At 59.3% G+C, this 15689-nt stretch carries 13 protein-coding genes and 3 tRNA genes; 9 read left to right on the top strand and 7 right to left on the bottom strand.

Annotation, left to right across the window (positions count from 1 at the left end; translation table 11 throughout):
• The 5 genes from GZH91_RS07515 (at position 1) to GZH91_RS07535 (ending at position 1956) form a co-directional block, all read left to right on the top strand.
• The gene (locus GZH91_RS07515) at positions 1-1383 is read left to right on the top strand and encodes an FAD-binding oxidoreductase (RefSeq protein WP_147072475.1); all 1383 of its coding nucleotides are present in this window, start codon (positions 1-3) and stop codon (positions 1381-1383) included.
• A 59-nt stretch (positions 1384-1442) separates the two neighbouring features.
• Positions 1443-1518: transfer RNA gene (locus tag GZH91_RS07520), tRNA-Ala, on the top strand.
• A gap of 16 nt (positions 1519-1534) precedes the next feature.
• Positions 1535-1714 (top strand): hypothetical protein, encoded by a 180-nt coding sequence (locus GZH91_RS07525; protein WP_147072473.1) that lies wholly within the window; start codon positions 1535-1537, stop codon positions 1712-1714.
• 28 nt (positions 1715-1742) lie between these two features.
• Positions 1743-1818: transfer RNA gene (locus GZH91_RS07530), tRNA-Glu, on the top strand.
• Positions 1819-1879: 61 nt separating this feature from the next.
• Positions 1880-1956 (top strand) — tRNA-Asp (locus GZH91_RS07535).
• A 62-nt stretch (positions 1957-2018) separates the two neighbouring features.
• On the opposite strand, the gene pgi is transcribed toward GZH91_RS07535, so the two are convergent.
• A complete protein-coding gene (gene pgi / locus GZH91_RS07540) occupies positions 2019-3668 on the bottom strand; it encodes a glucose-6-phosphate isomerase (RefSeq protein ID WP_147072471.1) in 1650 nt (549 codons plus the stop codon).
• A gap of 32 nt (positions 3669-3700) precedes the next feature.
• Positions 3701-5905 carry a 1,4-alpha-glucan branching protein GlgB gene (gene glgB / locus GZH91_RS07545; protein WP_147072470.1) on the bottom strand — a complete coding sequence of 735 codons (2205 nt, stop codon included), beginning with the start codon at positions 5903-5905 and terminating at the stop codon, positions 3701-3703.
• 97 nt (positions 5906-6002) lie between these two features.
• On the opposite strand from glgB, the gene glgC reads away from it, so the two are divergent.
• From glgC to GZH91_RS07565, 4 genes are read left to right on the top strand one after another with little or no spacing between them, the layout of a single operon-like run.
• A complete protein-coding gene (glgC, locus tag GZH91_RS07550) occupies positions 6003-7283 on the top strand; it encodes a glucose-1-phosphate adenylyltransferase (RefSeq protein WP_161984210.1) in 1281 nt (426 codons plus the stop codon).
• Between the two features lie 46 nt (positions 7284-7329).
• Positions 7330-9036: a glycoside hydrolase family 57 protein gene (locus GZH91_RS07555; protein WP_147075025.1), complete on the top strand. Its 1707-nt coding sequence runs from the start codon at positions 7330-7332 to the stop codon at positions 9034-9036.
• Between the two features lie 50 nt (positions 9037-9086).
• Positions 9087-11099 carry an alpha-amylase/4-alpha-glucanotransferase domain-containing protein gene (locus GZH91_RS07560; RefSeq protein WP_147075024.1) on the top strand — a complete coding sequence of 671 codons (2013 nt, stop codon included), beginning with the start codon at positions 9087-9089 and terminating at the stop codon, positions 11097-11099.
• Between the two features lie 23 nt (positions 11100-11122).
• A complete protein-coding gene (locus tag GZH91_RS07565; protein WP_147075023.1) occupies positions 11123-11614 on the top strand; it encodes an FKBP-type peptidyl-prolyl cis-trans isomerase in 492 nt (163 codons plus the stop codon).
• 70 nt (positions 11615-11684) lie between these two features.
• On the opposite strand, the gene GZH91_RS07570 is transcribed toward GZH91_RS07565, so the two are convergent.
• The 5 genes from GZH91_RS07570 to GZH91_RS07590 all read right to left on the bottom strand — a co-directional run bounded on the left by GZH91_RS07570 (position 11685) and on the right by GZH91_RS07590 (position 15642).
• Entirely contained in the window at positions 11685-12209 is a 525-nt protein-coding gene (locus GZH91_RS07570) for an SCP2 sterol-binding domain-containing protein (protein WP_147075022.1), read from the bottom strand.
• Between the two features lie 271 nt (positions 12210-12480).
• A complete protein-coding gene (gene tal, locus GZH91_RS07575) occupies positions 12481-13557 on the bottom strand; it encodes a transaldolase (protein ID WP_147075021.1) in 1077 nt (358 codons plus the stop codon).
• 57 nt (positions 13558-13614) lie between these two features.
• Positions 13615-14304: a hypothetical protein gene (locus tag GZH91_RS07580; protein ID WP_147075020.1), complete on the bottom strand. Its 690-nt coding sequence runs from the start codon at positions 14302-14304 to the stop codon at positions 13615-13617.
• Positions 14301-15251, bottom strand: coding sequence for an MlaD family protein (locus tag GZH91_RS07585; protein ID WP_161984211.1), 951 nt, complete (start codon positions 15249-15251; stop codon positions 14301-14303). The genes GZH91_RS07580 and GZH91_RS07585 overlap by 4 nt, the downstream gene beginning before the upstream one ends.
• Positions 15244-15642 carry a P-loop NTPase family protein gene (locus GZH91_RS07590; RefSeq protein WP_223264650.1) on the bottom strand — a complete coding sequence of 133 codons (399 nt, stop codon included), beginning with the start codon at positions 15640-15642 and terminating at the stop codon, positions 15244-15246. The genes GZH91_RS07585 and GZH91_RS07590 overlap by 8 nt, the downstream gene beginning before the upstream one ends.
• Positions 15643-15689 lie beyond the last annotated feature (47 nt).

Genomic DNA, 15689 nt, shown 5'->3' on the forward strand with positions numbered 1-15689 from the left:
ATGCTCCCCACGGCTGCCCTGGCGGATTTCAACGCAGCCCTGTCTGCCGAACGCGTGTTCACCGACGCTGCGACCCTGGCGCTGTACAGCCACGATGAAACCCCCCGATCCTGCCTGCCCGATGCGGTATTGTTTCCCGCCAGTCATGAACACGTTGTCGCACTGATGCGCGTGGCGCTGGCACGGCATATCCCGCTGGTGGCGCGCGGTGCGGGCTCAGGCAATGTGGGTGGTGCACTGCCTGCCCCGGGCAGTGCGGTGGTGAGTTTCGAGTGCATGGACGCCATCCTTGAATTCAACCCCGCCGACCGGTACATGGTGGTGCAGCCGGGCGTGGTGACGGCAGACATCGAACTTGCCGCGCGCGCACATGGCCTGTTTTATCCACCCGACCCAGGCAGTTCACCCTACTGCCAAATCGGCGGCAATCTGGCGATGAATGCAGCCGGACCGCGCGCAGTGAAATACGGCGTGACGCGCGACTATGTGCTGGGGCTGCGTGCCGTGGCCGGCAGCGGCGCCGAACTGCGTACCGGCTGCCGTACCACCAAGGGGGTGACCGGCTATGATCTCACGCGCCTGCTGGTGGGCTCGGAAGGCACGCTGGGGCTGATTACCGAAGCCACTCTCAAGCTGTTGCCCGCGCCCGAAGCCCGCGCCACCCTGCGCGTGTGCTATGCCACCAATCTGGACGCCTGCAAGGCGGTGGCCAGGGTGATGAATCAGGCTGTGGTGCCGTGTGCGCTGGAGTTCATGGATCAGCGTTCCCTTGGGGCGATCCAGGCGGCGGGCGCGGCAGCCGACTTGCCCGCCGGTACCGAGGCGCTGCTGATGGTGGAAGCCGACGGTGCTGCTACTGATCTGCCGCGCCAGATCAGCGCACTGAAAGCCGCGTTGCACGGCGACGGCGTGCTCGAACTGGCGGAAGCCGGCAATGCCGCAGACGTCGCACAGCTGTGGCAGGCACGCAGGTCACTGTCGCACGCCGTCAAGCGCATCGCACCGTTAAAGATCAATGAGGACGTGGTGGTGCCGGTATCGCGCCTGGCCGAGCTGGTAGGCCATATTGATCAGCTGGGCGAACGCCTTGCATTGCCCATCGTCAGCTTTGGTCATGCCGGCAACGGCAACCTGCATGTCAATATCATGGTGAATCCGGCCGACCCACAACAGATGAGGAATGCCAGGCAGGCTTTGCAACAGCTGTTTGCCAAAGTACTGGAGTTGGGTGGCACGCTGTCCGGCGAGCATGGTATCGGTAGCGAAAAACGCGATTACGTCAGCATGGAGATTGATGCGGGCAGCCTGGAAATGATGCGTTTAATCAAGGCGCAATTCGATCCGCAGGGGCTGCTCAACCCCGGCAAGCTGTTGCCGCAGTGAAAATTGTTGCGGCAAAGTGTTTACAAGGTTGCCATAGCTCCATATAATGCGCGTCTTTCGGGGGTATAGCTCAGCTGGGAGAGCGCTTGCATGGCATGCAAGAGGTCAGCGGTTCGATCCCGCTTACCTCCACCAGAAAGGTGGGAGCCGAATGCACAAAGTTGGCATAGTGACAGTCTGGGCAGGTATTCTGATGAGCCTGCTTGGGTTGATTTTCGGCGCCATTGATTTGGTTGAATATGGCGAGCCCAGTATCTGGATCGCCATGGTACCCGCAGGGTTCGCCTTGTTGCTGCTGGGTACGGTGGTAACGCAGTTTTCCACGAAATAGGAAACTGCGCGCGTCGAGTTGTACACAGGTCCCCATCGTCTAGAGGCCTAGGACACCGCCCTTTCACGGCGATAACACGAGTTCGAATCTCGTTGGGGACGCCAGTCTTGACGGGCTGCAGCGATGCAGCCCGTTTGTTTTCCGGTGCTGTGCCATCGGGAAATTGGAGTGGTAGTTCAGTTGGTTAGAATACCGGCCTGTCACGCCGGGGGTCGCGGGTTCGAGTCCCGTCCACTCCGCCAACCATCAGAAAACCGCAACATCACGCTGTGATGTTGCGGTTTTCTGTTTTTCCGGCGGGTGTTCATGAATCCGCGCGTAACGCCTTGCAGGTGTTGATCAGGCCGTTGGTCGAGCTGTCGTGTCCACTGGCTTTGCCGGGGTTGACCAGCCCCTGCTCGATGGCGCCTGCCAGTTGCTTGCCCAGTTCCACCCCCCACTGGTCAAACGAGTTCACATCCCAGATCATGCCCTGCACGAATACCTTGTGTTCATACAGGGCGATGAGTGCGCCCAGGGTATGCGGGTCAAGCTTGCGGTAAAGCAGGGTGTTGCTGGGGCGGTTGCCGGGAAACACCTTGTGTGGCAGCAGCATCCTGATTTCAGCGCTGCCCAGGTTGGCGGCAGTCAGCTCCGCGCGTACCTCGGCGCGGGTTTTCCCCAGCATCAATGCCTTGCTCTGGGCAAAACAGTTGGACAGCAGCACTTGATGCTGCTGATTGATGGGATTGTGCGACTCGGCAGCCGCCAGGAAGTCCGCCGGAATCAGCCGGGTGCCCTGGTGGATGAGCTGGTAGAACGCGTGCTGGCCGTTGGTGCCGGGCTCGCCCCAGATAATCGCACCGGTGGCGTAATGTACGGGTTTGCCCGTGCGCGTGACGCTTTTGCCGTTGCTTTCCATATCGAGTTGCTGGAGATAGGCGGGAAAGCGCGCCAGATACTGGTCGTAAGGCAGCACCACCTGGCTTTGCGCATCCCAGAAGTTGTTGTACCAGATACCCAGCAGCGCCATGATCACCGGCATGTTTTGCGCCAGCGGCGCAGTGCGGAAGTGCTGGTCCATGGCGAATGCGCCGTCGAGCAGCGCGGCAAAGTTGTCCATGCCGACCATCAGTGCAACCGACAGCCCCACCGCGGACCATACCGAGTAGCGTCCGCCCACCCAGTCCCAGAAAGCGAACATGTGGGTCGTATCGATGCCAAAGGCGCGTACTTTTTCGGTATGCGTCGAGACTGCGACGAAGTGCCGGGCGACGGCTGCTTCGTCTTTCAGCGCGGTGACCAGCCAGCGTCTTGCCAGCTGCGCGTTGAGCAGGGTTTCCGGAGTGCCGAAAGATTTCGAGACGACGATAAACAGCGTGGTTTCCGGATCCAGGCGGCGCAGGGTTTCACTGATATGGGTGGGATCCACATTAGAGACGAAATGCGGCGTGAGGCCCTTTTGCCAGTACGGCGTGAGTGCCTGGGTTACCATTACCGGGCCCAGATCGGAGCCGCCGATGCCGATATTGACGATGTCGGTGATGCGTTTGCCGGTATGGCCGCGCCATTTACCGCTACGCACCGCCTGGGTGAATCTTTTCATGCGCGCCAGCACTTGGCGCACATCCGGCATGACATCCTTCCCCTCCACAAAAACCGGCTGTTCCGAGCGGTTGCGCAGTGCGGTGTGGAGTACCGCACGATGCTCGGTGAGGTTGATTGCGACGCCGCTGAACATGGCCTCAATGGCCGTCTGCAGCTGGCTGGTGCGCGCCAGCTTGACCAGTGATTTCATGGTATCCGGCGTGATGCGGTTTTTCGAGTAATCCAGCAGGATGCCGGCAGCGCTCATTGAAAACCGCTCGAAACGTTTTTTATCCTCGGCAAACAGGTCGCGCATGGCGGTTTTGGCCAGGGCTTTGCGCTGCGCTTTCAGCGCCTGCCAGGCGGGGGAGAGAGTAGGGTCTGACATGGTTGTATGGTAGCGGCTCCAGTCCAGTTGAATTATTGTCCGTTGGGCACAAGGATAATGCCGGCCAATGGTGGTACGGTCAGGGTAAGTGATGCCGGATATCCCATCCATGGTGCGGCGTCGGTCAGCACGCCGGCACCGTTGCCAGCGTTGCTGCCACCGTAGTATGTCGAATCACTGTTAAAGATTTCTGAATATGAACCTGTCTGAGGCAGGCCAATTCGATAATTGGTGCGCAGCACCGGGGTAAAGTTCAACACCACTACAACATGAGAGCCGTCGCAGGCGTAGCGCACGTAGCTCAATATGGATTGTTCGGCATCATGGCAATCAATCCAGGCGAAGCCGTCCGCCGAGAAGTCCAGCTGGTGCAATGCCGGGATGCCACGGTAGAGCTGGTTGAGGTCATGCACCAGCTTGTGGACGCCCTCGTGCCAGCGGTTCTGCAGCAGACTCCAGTCCAGTTCCCAGCCCGGATTCCACTCGCGCCCCTGGGCAAATTCGTTACCCATGAAGTTGAGTTTCTTGCCCGGCGTGGTCATCTGGTAGGCAAATAGCAGGCGCAGGTTGGCGAACTGCTGCCAGGTGTCGCCCGGCATTTTGCCGATCAGCGAGCCTTTGCCGTGTACCACTTCATCGTGTGAAAACGGCAGCATGAAGTTTTCGGTATACGCATAAAGCTGGCCAAAGGTAAGCAGGTCGTGGTGATATTTGCGGTGCACCGGGTCGTGGCGGATATAGGTCAGGGTATCGTTCATCCAGCCCATGTTCCACTTCATCGAGAACCCCAGCCCACCCAGATACACCGGCCGTGACACCATCGGCCACGAGGTGGATTCCTCAGCCAGTGTCAGTGCGCCGGGGAAGGCATCGTGCACCAGGATGTTGAGCTCGCGCAGGAATTCGATGGCATCCAGGTTTTCGCGCCCGCCGAACCGGTTGGGCAGCCATTCGCCTGCTTCGCGTGAATAGTCGAGATAGAGCATCGACGCCACCGCATCAACGCGCAGACCGTCGAAGTGGAACTCGGCCAGCCAGTAGTGCGCGCTGGAGAGCAGGAAGCTTTTCACTTCGTTGCGGCCGTAATTGAAAATATAGGTGCCCCAGTCCTGGTGGAAGCCCATGCGCGGATCTTCGTGTTCGTACAGGGCGGTCCCATCAAAGCGCGCCAGCGCAAACCCGTCCTGCGGGAAATGCGCGGGCACCCAGTCCAGCAACACGCCCAGTCCGGCCTGGTGGCAGGTGTCAATGAAGTGGCGCAGGTCGTCCGCACTGCCGAACCGGCTGGTGGGCGCAAAGTAGCCGGTGGCCTGATAGCCCCAGGATTCGTCCAGAGGATGCTCGTTGACCGGCATCAGCTCGATATGGGTGTAGCCCATTTCAAGGACGTAGGGTACAAGATGTCCGGCCAGTTCGCGATAGGTGTAAAAGCGTCCGTCCGGGTGGCGCCGCCACGAGCCGGCATGGATCTCGTAGACGTTCATCGGTGCATGCAGCCAGTTGCGGTTGGCGCGCGTGGCCAGCCAGGCAGCGTCATTCCAGGTGTGGCTGGAGACCGGTGCCACGCGCGAGGCGGTGCCGGGGCGCAGTTCGGAAAACTGTGCGTAAGGGTCGCTTTTTAACAGCAGCTGACCGCTGTGGCGGTTGTGTATCTCATATTTGTAATGTGCACCTGCCATGATGTCGGGGATGAACAGCTCCCACACACCGGAGTCGCCATGCGCGCACATCGGGTGCCTGCGCCCGTCCCAGTGGTTGAAGTCACCCACTACCGAAACCCGGTCGGCATTGGGCGCCCACAGCGCAAAGCGCACGCCGTCCACGCCATCCACACGGTATGGCTGGCTGCCCAGCATTTGGTAGGCCTGGTGCAGGCGGCCTTCATTGAACAGGTACAAATCGTGCTCTGTGAGTTGGGGAGAGAAGGCATAAGGGTCGTGACCCACGACCTCAGCGCTGGGATAAGTGCGGCGGATGCGATAAGGATGAACGGGAGGCACCGCTCCACGCCATTCGAACACCCCGCGTGCATCCACCCGCTGCAACGCAGTCTCGGCACCATTCGCGAGCAGGGTCATGGACACGGCGTAAGGATCGTAAATGCGGATCAGCCACCCGGCATCGAGTTGGTGCAATCCGAGCAGTTCGCACGGATTGTGTGCACGCCCGCCGGCAAGTGCGTCAAATTCGGGAAGGGTATTGGCGGCTGGCTTGGGTGCGCTTGATTTGGCTGTCATGGGCTGGCCTGTATCGGCGTTTATTGGTGTGGGCTATTATAGCTACGAGGATATCGCAGCTATTCAATAAATTTGTAAAGCAAAAAAGGAGCCTGTCTTGCAAAAAGATTTTCCGCGCTTCGTCAGCCTCCTCACCAAGAATACCGTCGCGCTGATTCTTGCCGGTGGCCGCGGTTCCCGACTCAAACAATTAACTGACTGGCGCGCCAAGCCCGCCGTGCCGTTTGGCGGCAAGTTCCGCATCATCGATTTTCCGCTCTCCAATTGCCTCAATTCCGGTATCCGTCGCGTGGGCGTGCTGACGCAGTACAAGGCGCACTCGATGATCAAGCATATCCAGCGCGGCTGGGGGTTCTTGCGCGGCGAGTTCAACGAGTTCATTGAACTGTTGCCTGCGCAGCAGCGCGTTTCCGAGCTGGACTGGTACAAGGGTACCGCAGATGCGGTGTTCCAGAACATGGATATTGTGCGTAATTACGAACCCGATTATGTGCTGATACTGGCGGGCGATCACATCTACAAAATGGACTACGGCGAAATGCTGGCATGCCACGTGCGCCACGAGGCCGACATGACGGTGGCGTGTATCGAGGTGCCGATTGAAGACGCGCGCGCGTTTGGCGTGATGACCGTGGACGCCGATGAGCGCGTGGTGGGTTTTGCCGAAAAGCCGGATAACCCCAGCACCCTGCCCGGCAACCCGGAGCGCGTGCTGGTGTCCATGGGCGTGTATGTGTTCAACGCCCGCTTCCTCTACGAACAGCTGATTCGCGACGCGGATGATCCCGCTTCCGAACACGATTTCGGCAAAAACATCATTCCGCACCTGATCGATCGCTACCGCGTCTACGCGCACAGCTTCAAGGACAGTTGCATCGGCAGCCTGCCGGGCAGCGAGCCCTACTGGCGCGATGTGGGTACGGTGGATGCCTATTGGGCGGCCAATCTGGATCTGGCCAACATCACGCCGGAACTCAATCTGTACGACAGGCAATGGCCGATCTGGACCCACCAGGAACAGCTTCCCCCCGCCAAATTCGTGTTCGATGATGAAGAGCGGCGTGGCGTGGCGCTCGAAAGTATGGTATCGGGTGGCTGTCTTATCAGCGGCGCCACGGTGCGCCGCTCGGTGTTGTTTTCCAATGTCCAGGTCCACAGTTTCGCCACGGTGGAAGACGCCGTGGTGCTGCCCAACGTCGACATTGGCCGACATGCCTGCCTGCGCCGCTGCGTGATCGACAAGGACTGCAAGATACCCGAGCGCCTGGTGGTGGGGGTGGACCGCAAGGAGGACGAACGGCGTTTTTATGTGACCGAAAACGGCATTACCCTGATTACGCCCGGCATGCTCGGCCAGCATCCGCACCATATCCGTTAGGATCAATTTTAAAATGGCGATTTAACGGATTTTTCAAGGTTTACTTATGCCCACACGCTGTCTTGATCTCATCCTGTGCTGGCATTTTCACCAGCCAGACTACCGCGACTATGCCAGCGGCGAATACCGCCTGCCCTGGACTTATCTGCACGCCATCAAGGATTACAGCGACATGGCTGCGCATCTGGAGGCGCATCCGCAGATGCACGTAACATGCAATTTCGTGCCGGTACTGCTTGACCAGCTGGAAGATTACACCAGCCAGTTCAAGGCGAACAAACCGCGCGACCCGTTACTGGCCTTGCTGATAGAACCCGAGCTGGAACACATAGCGCAAGTGCAGCGCGACCTGATTCTGGAATACTGCTTTCGCTGCAATCATGTCACCATGGTGCGGCCTTATCCAGCCTACCACCAGCTGGCTGAGCTGTTCCAGCTGGCAGAGAGGCAGGGGCGCGACGCTTTGAATTATCTTTCCGGGCAATACCTCTCCGACCTGGTGACCTGGTACCACCTCGTCTGGACAGGCGAGACCGTGCGCCACCAGTATCCGTGGTTGCTGGATCTGATGAAAAAAGGCAGGGGTTTTACCCTGGCAGACCGGCGCAGCGTGTACCAGCTGATCGGCGAAGTGACTATCGACCTGATTCCGCGCTACCGCAAGCTTGCCGCCTCCGGCCAGATAGAAATCTCCAGTACGCCACACTATCACCCGATTGCCCCGGTGTTGATGGATTTTGCTGCGGCACGCGAAGCCTGGCCGCAGTGCGAATTGCCTGTCGAGGCGGCTTATCCCGGTGGTGCGGCGCGCGTGCGGCGGCACCTGGATTCTGCGCTTGCCACCCACCAACAGCGCTTTGGTGCGGCAGCGCAGGGCATCTGGCCGGCCGAAGGCGGTATCTCGACGGCGCTGGTTGGCATGTTCGATGAAGCCGGGATGGCATGGAGCGCGAGTGGCGAGGCAGTGCTGGCCAATAGCCTGCATGCTGCCGTGGTGCCTGATGCCGACCAGCGCCAGCTGCGTTATCGTCCCTATCGCGTGGCCGGGCACAAGACGCTGTGTTTCTTTCGTGACGACCGGCTGTCCGACATGATCGGTTTTGAATATGCCAAGTGGCACGCCAATGATGCCGTCAAACATTTTGTCGCCGAGCTGGAAACCATTCTGCATCAGGCTCCGGAGCACGAAACCCCGGTGGTGAGCGTGATTCTCGATGGCGAGAACGCCTGGGAATACTATCCCTATAACGGCTATTTCTTCCTCGACGAACTGTACGCCGCGCTGGAAAATCACCCCGGCATTCATACCCACAGCTTCGCCAGCTACTTGGCGGAGCGCGCCAAGCACCCGCATGCCGCGCAAGTTGGCGAGTTGCCACGTCTGGTAGCGGGTAGCTGGGTTTACGGTACGTTTTCGACCTGGATTGGCGTGCCGGAAAAAAACCGTGCCTGGGATCTGCTGGCGCGTGCCAAGCAGCAGTATGATCTGGTCATGGCCACTGACACGCTGAGCGCGGCAGAAAAGACTGCCGCAGAAGCGCAACTGTGCGATTGCGAGAGCTCGGACTGGTTCTGGTGGTTTGGCGGCTCCAACCCGCGCCATAGCGTGGAGAGCTTTGACCGCCTGTATCGGGCCAACCTGGTTCAGCTCTACCACCTCCTCAAACTGCCCGTGCCGGATGCATTGAGTATTCCCATCAGCCACGGCGGCAGCGAAGCCGAGGCGGGCGGCACCATGCGCCGGGCATCCTGATCCAGACAGGGGGGCCCCATTTTGATTAAAGACGCCGGACACGCTTATAAATGAAGCCTACCATTTCCCTGCTTTTTGGCGTCCACGCCCACCAGCCAGTGGGCAACTTTACTGAAGTGCTCGATGACGCTCAGCGGCGCTGTTACGGGCCGTTTATCCGCACCCTGTACCGTTATCCGCGGTTCCGTTTTGCCGCGCATTTTTCCGGCTGGCTGCTCGATTATCTGCTGCGCGTTTACCCGGAGGACATGGCGTTGCTCAAACAAATGGTAGCGCGCGGCCAATTGGAAATGGTCGGCGCCGGCGACACCGAACCGGTACTGGCAGCAATCCCCTACCGCGACCGCATGAGCCAGCTCAATGCCTTGTCCGAGCGCCTCCATGCCGCCTTTGGCCAGCGCCCGCAAGGCGCCTGGCTCACCGAGCGGGTGTGGGAAGCGACCGTGGTGCCGGCGCTGGCTGATGCCGGTATTGGCTATGTCACCGTGGACGACTATCACTTCCTGTGTGCCGGACAGGACGCGGACAAACTCAACGGCTTTTTTACTACCGAGGAAGATGGCCGTCGCCTGGATCTTTATCCCATTTCCGAGGCCTTGCGTTATCGGCTGCCGTTTGCTCCGGCGCACGAGGCGGTGGCCCATATCGAATCGCTGGCCAAAACCGGCGAGGCAGCGGCGATTTATTTTGATGACATTGAAAAATTCGGTATCTGGCCGGAAACCTACGCCTGGGTATTTGAAAAAGGCTGGCTCACCCAGTTCATCGAAGGCGTGCTGGCCTCACAGATCATCCGCACCGAAACCTTCAGCGCGCATCATGCGCGCGCCAAGACTCACGGCGTCGTATATTTACCCACCACGTCCTATATTGAAATGAACGAATGGACGCTGCCCGCGCATGTCGCTGCGCGCTATGATGGCTTGATTGCTGCGAGCAAGGCGAGCGGACGTTTTGAATCCGAAAAAGCTTTTCTGCGCGGCGGTATCTGGAAAAATTTTTTCTCCGTGTACCCCGAATCCAACTGGATGCACAAGCGCATGTTAAGCCTGTCGCAACGTCTCCAGACGCTGCCAGCGGAGCAGGCAAGCGAGCGCATGCGCGTGCTGCTGCATGAAGCCCAGGCCAACGATGCCTACTGGCACGGTCTGTTCGGCGGCCTGTACCTGCCGCATCTGCGCCGCGCCGTGTACAACGCCATCGTCGAGCTAGAAGGACTGCTGGACAGCACAATACCGCGCCCGGCCGTGTTGCGCGCAGACACGGATATGGACGGCAATGATGAGATTTTCCTTCACAACAGTGCCCTGCAGGCGGTGGTGCGGCTGGACGGCAGCGCCAGCGTGATCGAACTGGATGCCTACCGCCTGCGGCACAACTTTGGCGATACCCTGCGCCGCCAGCCGGAGCATTATCACCACAAAACTCTGGTCAATGACCCCGGCGCAGCGCATCACGGCGATGGCATCAACTCAGCACACGACCGCATCAGTTTCAAACACATTGTGACGCAGGACGACCTGACCTACGATGCGGCGGGACGCACGCTATTCAGGGACACGCTGCATGATGTCGATGAGGGTGCAATCGCGCTGGATTATGTGCTGCGGGCAAGTACCGAAGACAAGCTGAGTTTTGTTGCCCAGACCCGTGCCGGTGCACTGCACAAGCATATTGCCATGCTGGACGGACAGCTTAAGGTGACTTACCAATTCCCTAAAAAACTGCACGGCCAGTTCATCACCGAAATCAATCTGGCCATGCCCAGTTGCGATGGTCCGGCGGGGCGTTTCGTGCTTCAGGGCGAGATTCCCGGGGGATTTGGCCAGCCGCTGACAGTGGAAGTACTGGATCAAATCAGTGTGGAAGACGCTGTGCTGGGCGGCAGTTTGTCGCTCGATGTGAGCCCGCCAGCCAGGTTTGCTGCGCAGCCCCTGTTTACGGTATCGCAATCCGAAGCCGGATTTGAGAAAATCATGCAGGCAGTGACCCTGCAACTGGACTGGCAGCTGCCAACAGTCGAAAATCAGCTGGAGCTCAGCCTGCTAATCTCACCTGCTTGATCGCTATCTAACCGGAGCCGTTAATGCTTAAAAAAACCGTGGCAAACAACAAGGTGGTGTATCTCACCTACAGCATCATTGACCAGAATGGTGCGGTATTCGAACAGTACGATGTGCCTATCGGCTACGTTCACGGCGCCAATAGCGGCCTGTTCGAGAAAATCGAGGCCACGCTGGCGGGGCATGAGGAAGGTGAGCGGGTGGAGGTGATTCTCACGCCCGGTGACGGCTTTGGACAACATCAGCCTGAGCTCACCTTTACCGACAGCATCGACAATGTGCCGCCCCAGTTTCGCCACGTAGGCGCGTCCGTGAGCTTTGAAAACGACGCAGGCGAGAGCAAGGAATTTCGCGTGACCAAAATCGAAGACGGCAAGCTCACCGTGGATGGAAACCACCCGCTGGCCGGACAGACCGTGCGCTTCATTGTCAATATCGTGGATATACGCGATGCGACTGCAGAAGAAATTGCCAACGGCAGGCCGGAAGATGCCGGCGCGCCAAGGCTGCACTGAGTACTCCAATGCCCCCGCAGTCAATAAAAAAGCCCCCGGATTCGAGGGCTTTGTGTTTTAACGCAGTGTTTTATTTGGGGCAGCTGGCGGTGTCGGAGGGTACCTTTCCAACCAGCATCAGGAAGCTGCCGAACGGCCCCATCACGCCCATGGCTTCCAGCTTGGGGCCAGAAAATTCGAGGCGGCCAAACATCATGGCCTTCATCGGGCCGTATTCACCGGCACCCATTTCTTTCCAGCGTTCGGTTGTTGCATGCATGAGGTAATCCACGCTGGAGTCGAGTTTTGCAGTTTCCAGTTTGCCACCGTAAATGCACATGGCCTTGTCGCCTTTATCGGCAATGCGCATTTCCACATGGGGGCTGTTTTCGCAGTCGGTGCGGTACATCTGGATGACCTTGTAGCCGTGACCGTGGTCATTCTTAATCCACTTGCCGGCCAGGCCGCTGGTCAGGTTGGCATCCTTGTTCCAGGCTTCACAGGCCTGGGCGGCCCATTCAGCCGACATCATCACCGTTGCCGCGTGTACCTGACCAGCAAGCATGGCCAAACCGAAACCGGACAGGGCAACGAGTTGTTTCAATCCTGCATGCATGTGTGTCTCCTTAAATTTATGTATGAATATTGGAATGGTGATTCGGGGTTGTTGTTACCAGCTGCCACCGAAGGCAAAAACTTACCCGCTTCAATCGGGCCTGTCAAACTTGACTTCGCGCCTGTCCGCAGGCTATCAATGCGGCAATTTGGCGTGCCTCAGGCGCTATGCTTGCGTAGCCAACACGCCGCCCCTGGCGCTGACCGGACTCGAACAAAAGAGGCGCTGCCAGTAATTTGAATCAGTCATGCGAATTCGTGAGCTATCCCGATCAGCTGGACGCAAGTGCCTTGTCATAGGAGTCGGCAAACAGCTTCAACCCGTCCGCCTGCAAGGTGTCACCCACGGCATTCAGATCGATGCCAAGATTTTCCAGCGCGACATAATCGGCCTCGGCAGCGGCGATTGCGTCATTCAATGTCAGTTCGGCATGGCCGTGATCGCGAAACGCCGCCAGAGTGGCGTCGGGTACGGTGTTGATGGTTTCCGTGCCGATCAGCGCCTCCAGATATTTCACATCGGAATAGGCAGGATTTTTGGTACCGGTGCTCGCCCACAGCAGGTATTGCGGGCGCGCGCCCGCGCGCGCCAGATCTGCAAACATCACGCCATGAAAAATATCCTGATAGCGCTGATAGGCGAGTTTGGCGGTAATCAGCGCCGCGCGCCCGGTCAGCGTTTGCGCAGCATCGGTATCGATGCTGGCGAGGCGTTGATCCACCAGGGTATCCACCCGCGACAGGAACAGGCTGGCAACGGCTTTGACGCTGCGCAGAGCGCCGCCCTGTGCCTGGCGCTGCTTGAGTCCGCGAATGTAGGCCTCGAACACACGCACTGTCTGGCGGAGCGAAAACAGCAGGGTGATGTTGATGCTGACGCCCGCGGCAGTGAGTTGTTCAAATGCGGCTAATCCCGCCGCCGTACCCGGTATCTTGATCAGCAGGTTGGGACGGTTCACGGCGGCACGCAGGCGTTGTGCAGCGGCAATCGTGGCGTCGCTGTCGTGCGCCAGATGCGGTGAGACTTCCAGACTGACATAACCGTCGTCGCCTTGACAGCGCTGATAGGTGGGCAGCAACAGATCGCACGCTGCCTGGATGTCGGGAATGACCAGTGCCTCGTAGCGCTTTTCTGCATCCGCCTGACTGGCTTTGAGACGTGCCAGATCGTCGTGGTAGTAAGGGCTTTCGGCGAGTGCCTTCTGGAAAATGCTGGGGTTGGAGGTAACCCCGGAAATGCCGTCATTTTCGATGAGTTGTTGCAGCCCGCCTTCGCGCAGCAAGGTACGCGAAAGATTGTCGAGCCAGATTGACTGGCCTAGCTGGTTGAGTTTGCGCAGTGGGCTCATTGCTGAATTCTCCAAAGAATGGGGGATACCCGTTTACCTTAATATAGCCGGTTGTGTTTACTCCGCCGTGACAGTTGCGGGTTTGGCAGCCGGCTGTATGGATTGTTCCACCAGACGGATGCGTGCCTGGATAGCGGCGAGTGTAGCGGCGTCGCCTCCCTGCTTTTCCTGCAAGCCCAGATAGGTCAGCAGCGGACGCCGCCAGCCCTGCATTGAGGCGGTATCCACGGCGGCCTGCAACGTGGCGGCATCGAATTGGCCCCGCTTGACCATGATCCCGCTGGCGATGAGGCGTGAAACCGGGTCGTCAATCGCCGCGATGCTGCGATTGATATCGGCCTGGGGCCGGCTGGCTGCCCCCACCAGCCCGGCGTATTGCAGAGGGAGCAGTTTGGTTTCCATGCCTTGCCAGTCACCGCTGATAAAACGTGCATAAGCGCTATCGGCAGGCGTGGTGCGGAGGGCAGCGAGTTTGCTGTAGCCGGTGCACGGCGCAAAATCGAGTGCAGCGATGCGCAGTCCGCAGCGCACCAGTTCGATATGCCCGACCGCCGCCACGTCACCGGTTGCGGCCACGGCGGCACGCGCCCGGGCAAAGCTGGTGGCGGCGAGCTTCACATCGCCTGCGAGGTAGTGTTGCGTATAGCGTTCGACTGCAGCTTTCGCCTGGTACTGCCAGTCGGGTGCAGACTGGCCTGCGCAGGCGCTGAGCAACAGGCTCAAAATCAGGATGAAGATGATCTTCATGGCAGCTTGACCTTGCCGGGTTCGGAGGAGGGCAGGATGCGGTTGATTTTGGTGATGAGCTGATTGGCCTTGCTCACCGCCTCGTCCACTTGCCCGCGCAGTTGTCCAAGGTCATCGGTGCCGTCCTTGAGATTGGCGGTCAGACCGTTGACGTTGGCCAGGATTGCGTCCAGTTTGTTCAGGCTCACGCGCAGGTCGCCCAGCATGGCCTGAATTTGCGCCAGCGACTGGTCTGCCTTGTCGGCCATACCCCCCCGGGAAAATGCCCAGTGATCCATTTTTTGCGACAGGGCGTCGAGGTTGGCGGTCAGCTTGCGCGCATTGTTCAGTGCATCCATCAGCACCTGTGCATTCCGCTCGCTACCCAATAGTCCCTGGGCCATACCGTATTTGCCGGACATCCGGGTGGTAACGGTTTTGACGTTGACCAGCGCGGCATCGATTTCGCCATTCTTGCGCGTGATGTAAGCCACGTTTTTGCTCACCCCGGCCAGCTGATCGAGGATGCCATTGACCTTGGCTGCCAGTGCCGGCACGTCCACCGCCGCACTGCCCATATCCAGCGGTACTGCGGCGCCATTGGCCAACGCCGGGCTACTCAAGTCGGTTAAATCCACGCGTATCCTGGCTGCGCCAACCAGTGGTCTTTCCACGGCAAACCGGCTGTTGCGGCGCAACCAGCGCCTCTCGCGGCCAGGCACGCTGATTGTGATATGGACCAGGCCCTGATCGGTGAGCGCGACATTCGCCACCTGGCCTATGGCAATGCCGCGAAAGGTAAGCGGCGTGCCCACGCCGATACCTTCGGCGCTGGACGCGGCCAGGGTGTAATGCCAAGTACGTTCGAAATAACCGCGTGCGTAGAGCAGATAAACGAAAAATGTCGTAGTGACCAACACAGCGCTGATGACAAATAGTCCGACCTTGAATTGCATGGATTTATTCATGGTGGGTTTCCATTTGAGGCATGGTTCCGTACAAGGCCTGATTCCAGGTATAGTCAAGTATCCGGTGCGCCGGGTATACGTCCGCCAGGCGCGCCAGCAAGGTGCCAAGCGCGTCCGGGTAGGGTACATCCGCAAGCAGCAGTGCCGGGCGGTCAATTACCAGCAGCGGGCGCCGTAGCTGAATTGCGCGCGCCAGTTTCACCGCAAAGCGCTGGGTGGGCGTGAGGTCTTCATCGCGCTTCATGGCGATATCGCCATGCCCGCAGCTATCGAGCAGGCGCTGTGCCCGCGCGCTGGCCTGGGTCCATGACATGGCCTGGTGAAACTGTTCGACCAGCGCAATGTTTTCCAGCGCAGTCAGGTTCACCCGCAACGGCAGCTCCGGCGACACCAGTGCGCAGGCGTCGCCCTGATCACCCAGTAGCGCCGCCAGGCGAA

The sequence above is a fragment of the Sulfuriferula plumbiphila genome, from assembly GCF_009938015.1.
Classification (GTDB): domain Bacteria; phylum Pseudomonadota; class Gammaproteobacteria; order Burkholderiales; family Sulfuriferulaceae; genus Sulfuriferula; species Sulfuriferula plumbiphila.

Excerpts from the sequence above, each read along its gene's own strand:
- GZH91_RS07515 (WP_147072475.1), top strand. The coding sequence starts at position 1 with ATGCTCCCCACGGCTGCCCTGGCGGATTTCAACGCAGCCCTGTCTGCC.
- GZH91_RS07525 (WP_147072473.1), top strand. The coding sequence starts at position 1,535 with ATGCACAAAGTTGGCATAGTGACAGTCTGGGCAGGTATTCTGATGAGC.
- pgi (WP_147072471.1), bottom strand. The coding sequence starts at position 3,668 with ATGTCAGACCCTACTCTCTCCCCCGCCTGGCAGGCGCTGAAAGCGCAG.
- glgB (WP_147072470.1), bottom strand. The coding sequence starts at position 5,905 with ATGACAGCCAAATCAAGCGCACCCAAGCCAGCCGCCAATACCCTTCCC.
- GZH91_RS07555 (WP_147075025.1), top strand. The coding sequence starts at position 7,330 with ATGCCCACACGCTGTCTTGATCTCATCCTGTGCTGGCATTTTCACCAG.
- GZH91_RS07560 (WP_147075024.1), top strand. The coding sequence starts at position 9,087 with ATGAAGCCTACCATTTCCCTGCTTTTTGGCGTCCACGCCCACCAGCCA.
- GZH91_RS07565 (WP_147075023.1), top strand. The coding sequence starts at position 11,123 with ATGCTTAAAAAAACCGTGGCAAACAACAAGGTGGTGTATCTCACCTAC.
- GZH91_RS07570 (WP_147075022.1), bottom strand. The coding sequence starts at position 12,209 with ATGCATGCAGGATTGAAACAACTCGTTGCCCTGTCCGGTTTCGGTTTG.
- tal (WP_147075021.1), bottom strand. The coding sequence starts at position 13,557 with ATGAGCCCACTGCGCAAACTCAACCAGCTAGGCCAGTCAATCTGGCTC.
- GZH91_RS07580 (WP_147075020.1), bottom strand. The coding sequence starts at position 14,304 with ATGAAGATCATCTTCATCCTGATTTTGAGCCTGTTGCTCAGCGCCTGC.
- GZH91_RS07585 (WP_161984211.1), bottom strand. The coding sequence starts at position 15,251 with ATGAATAAATCCATGCAATTCAAGGTCGGACTATTTGTCATCAGCGCT.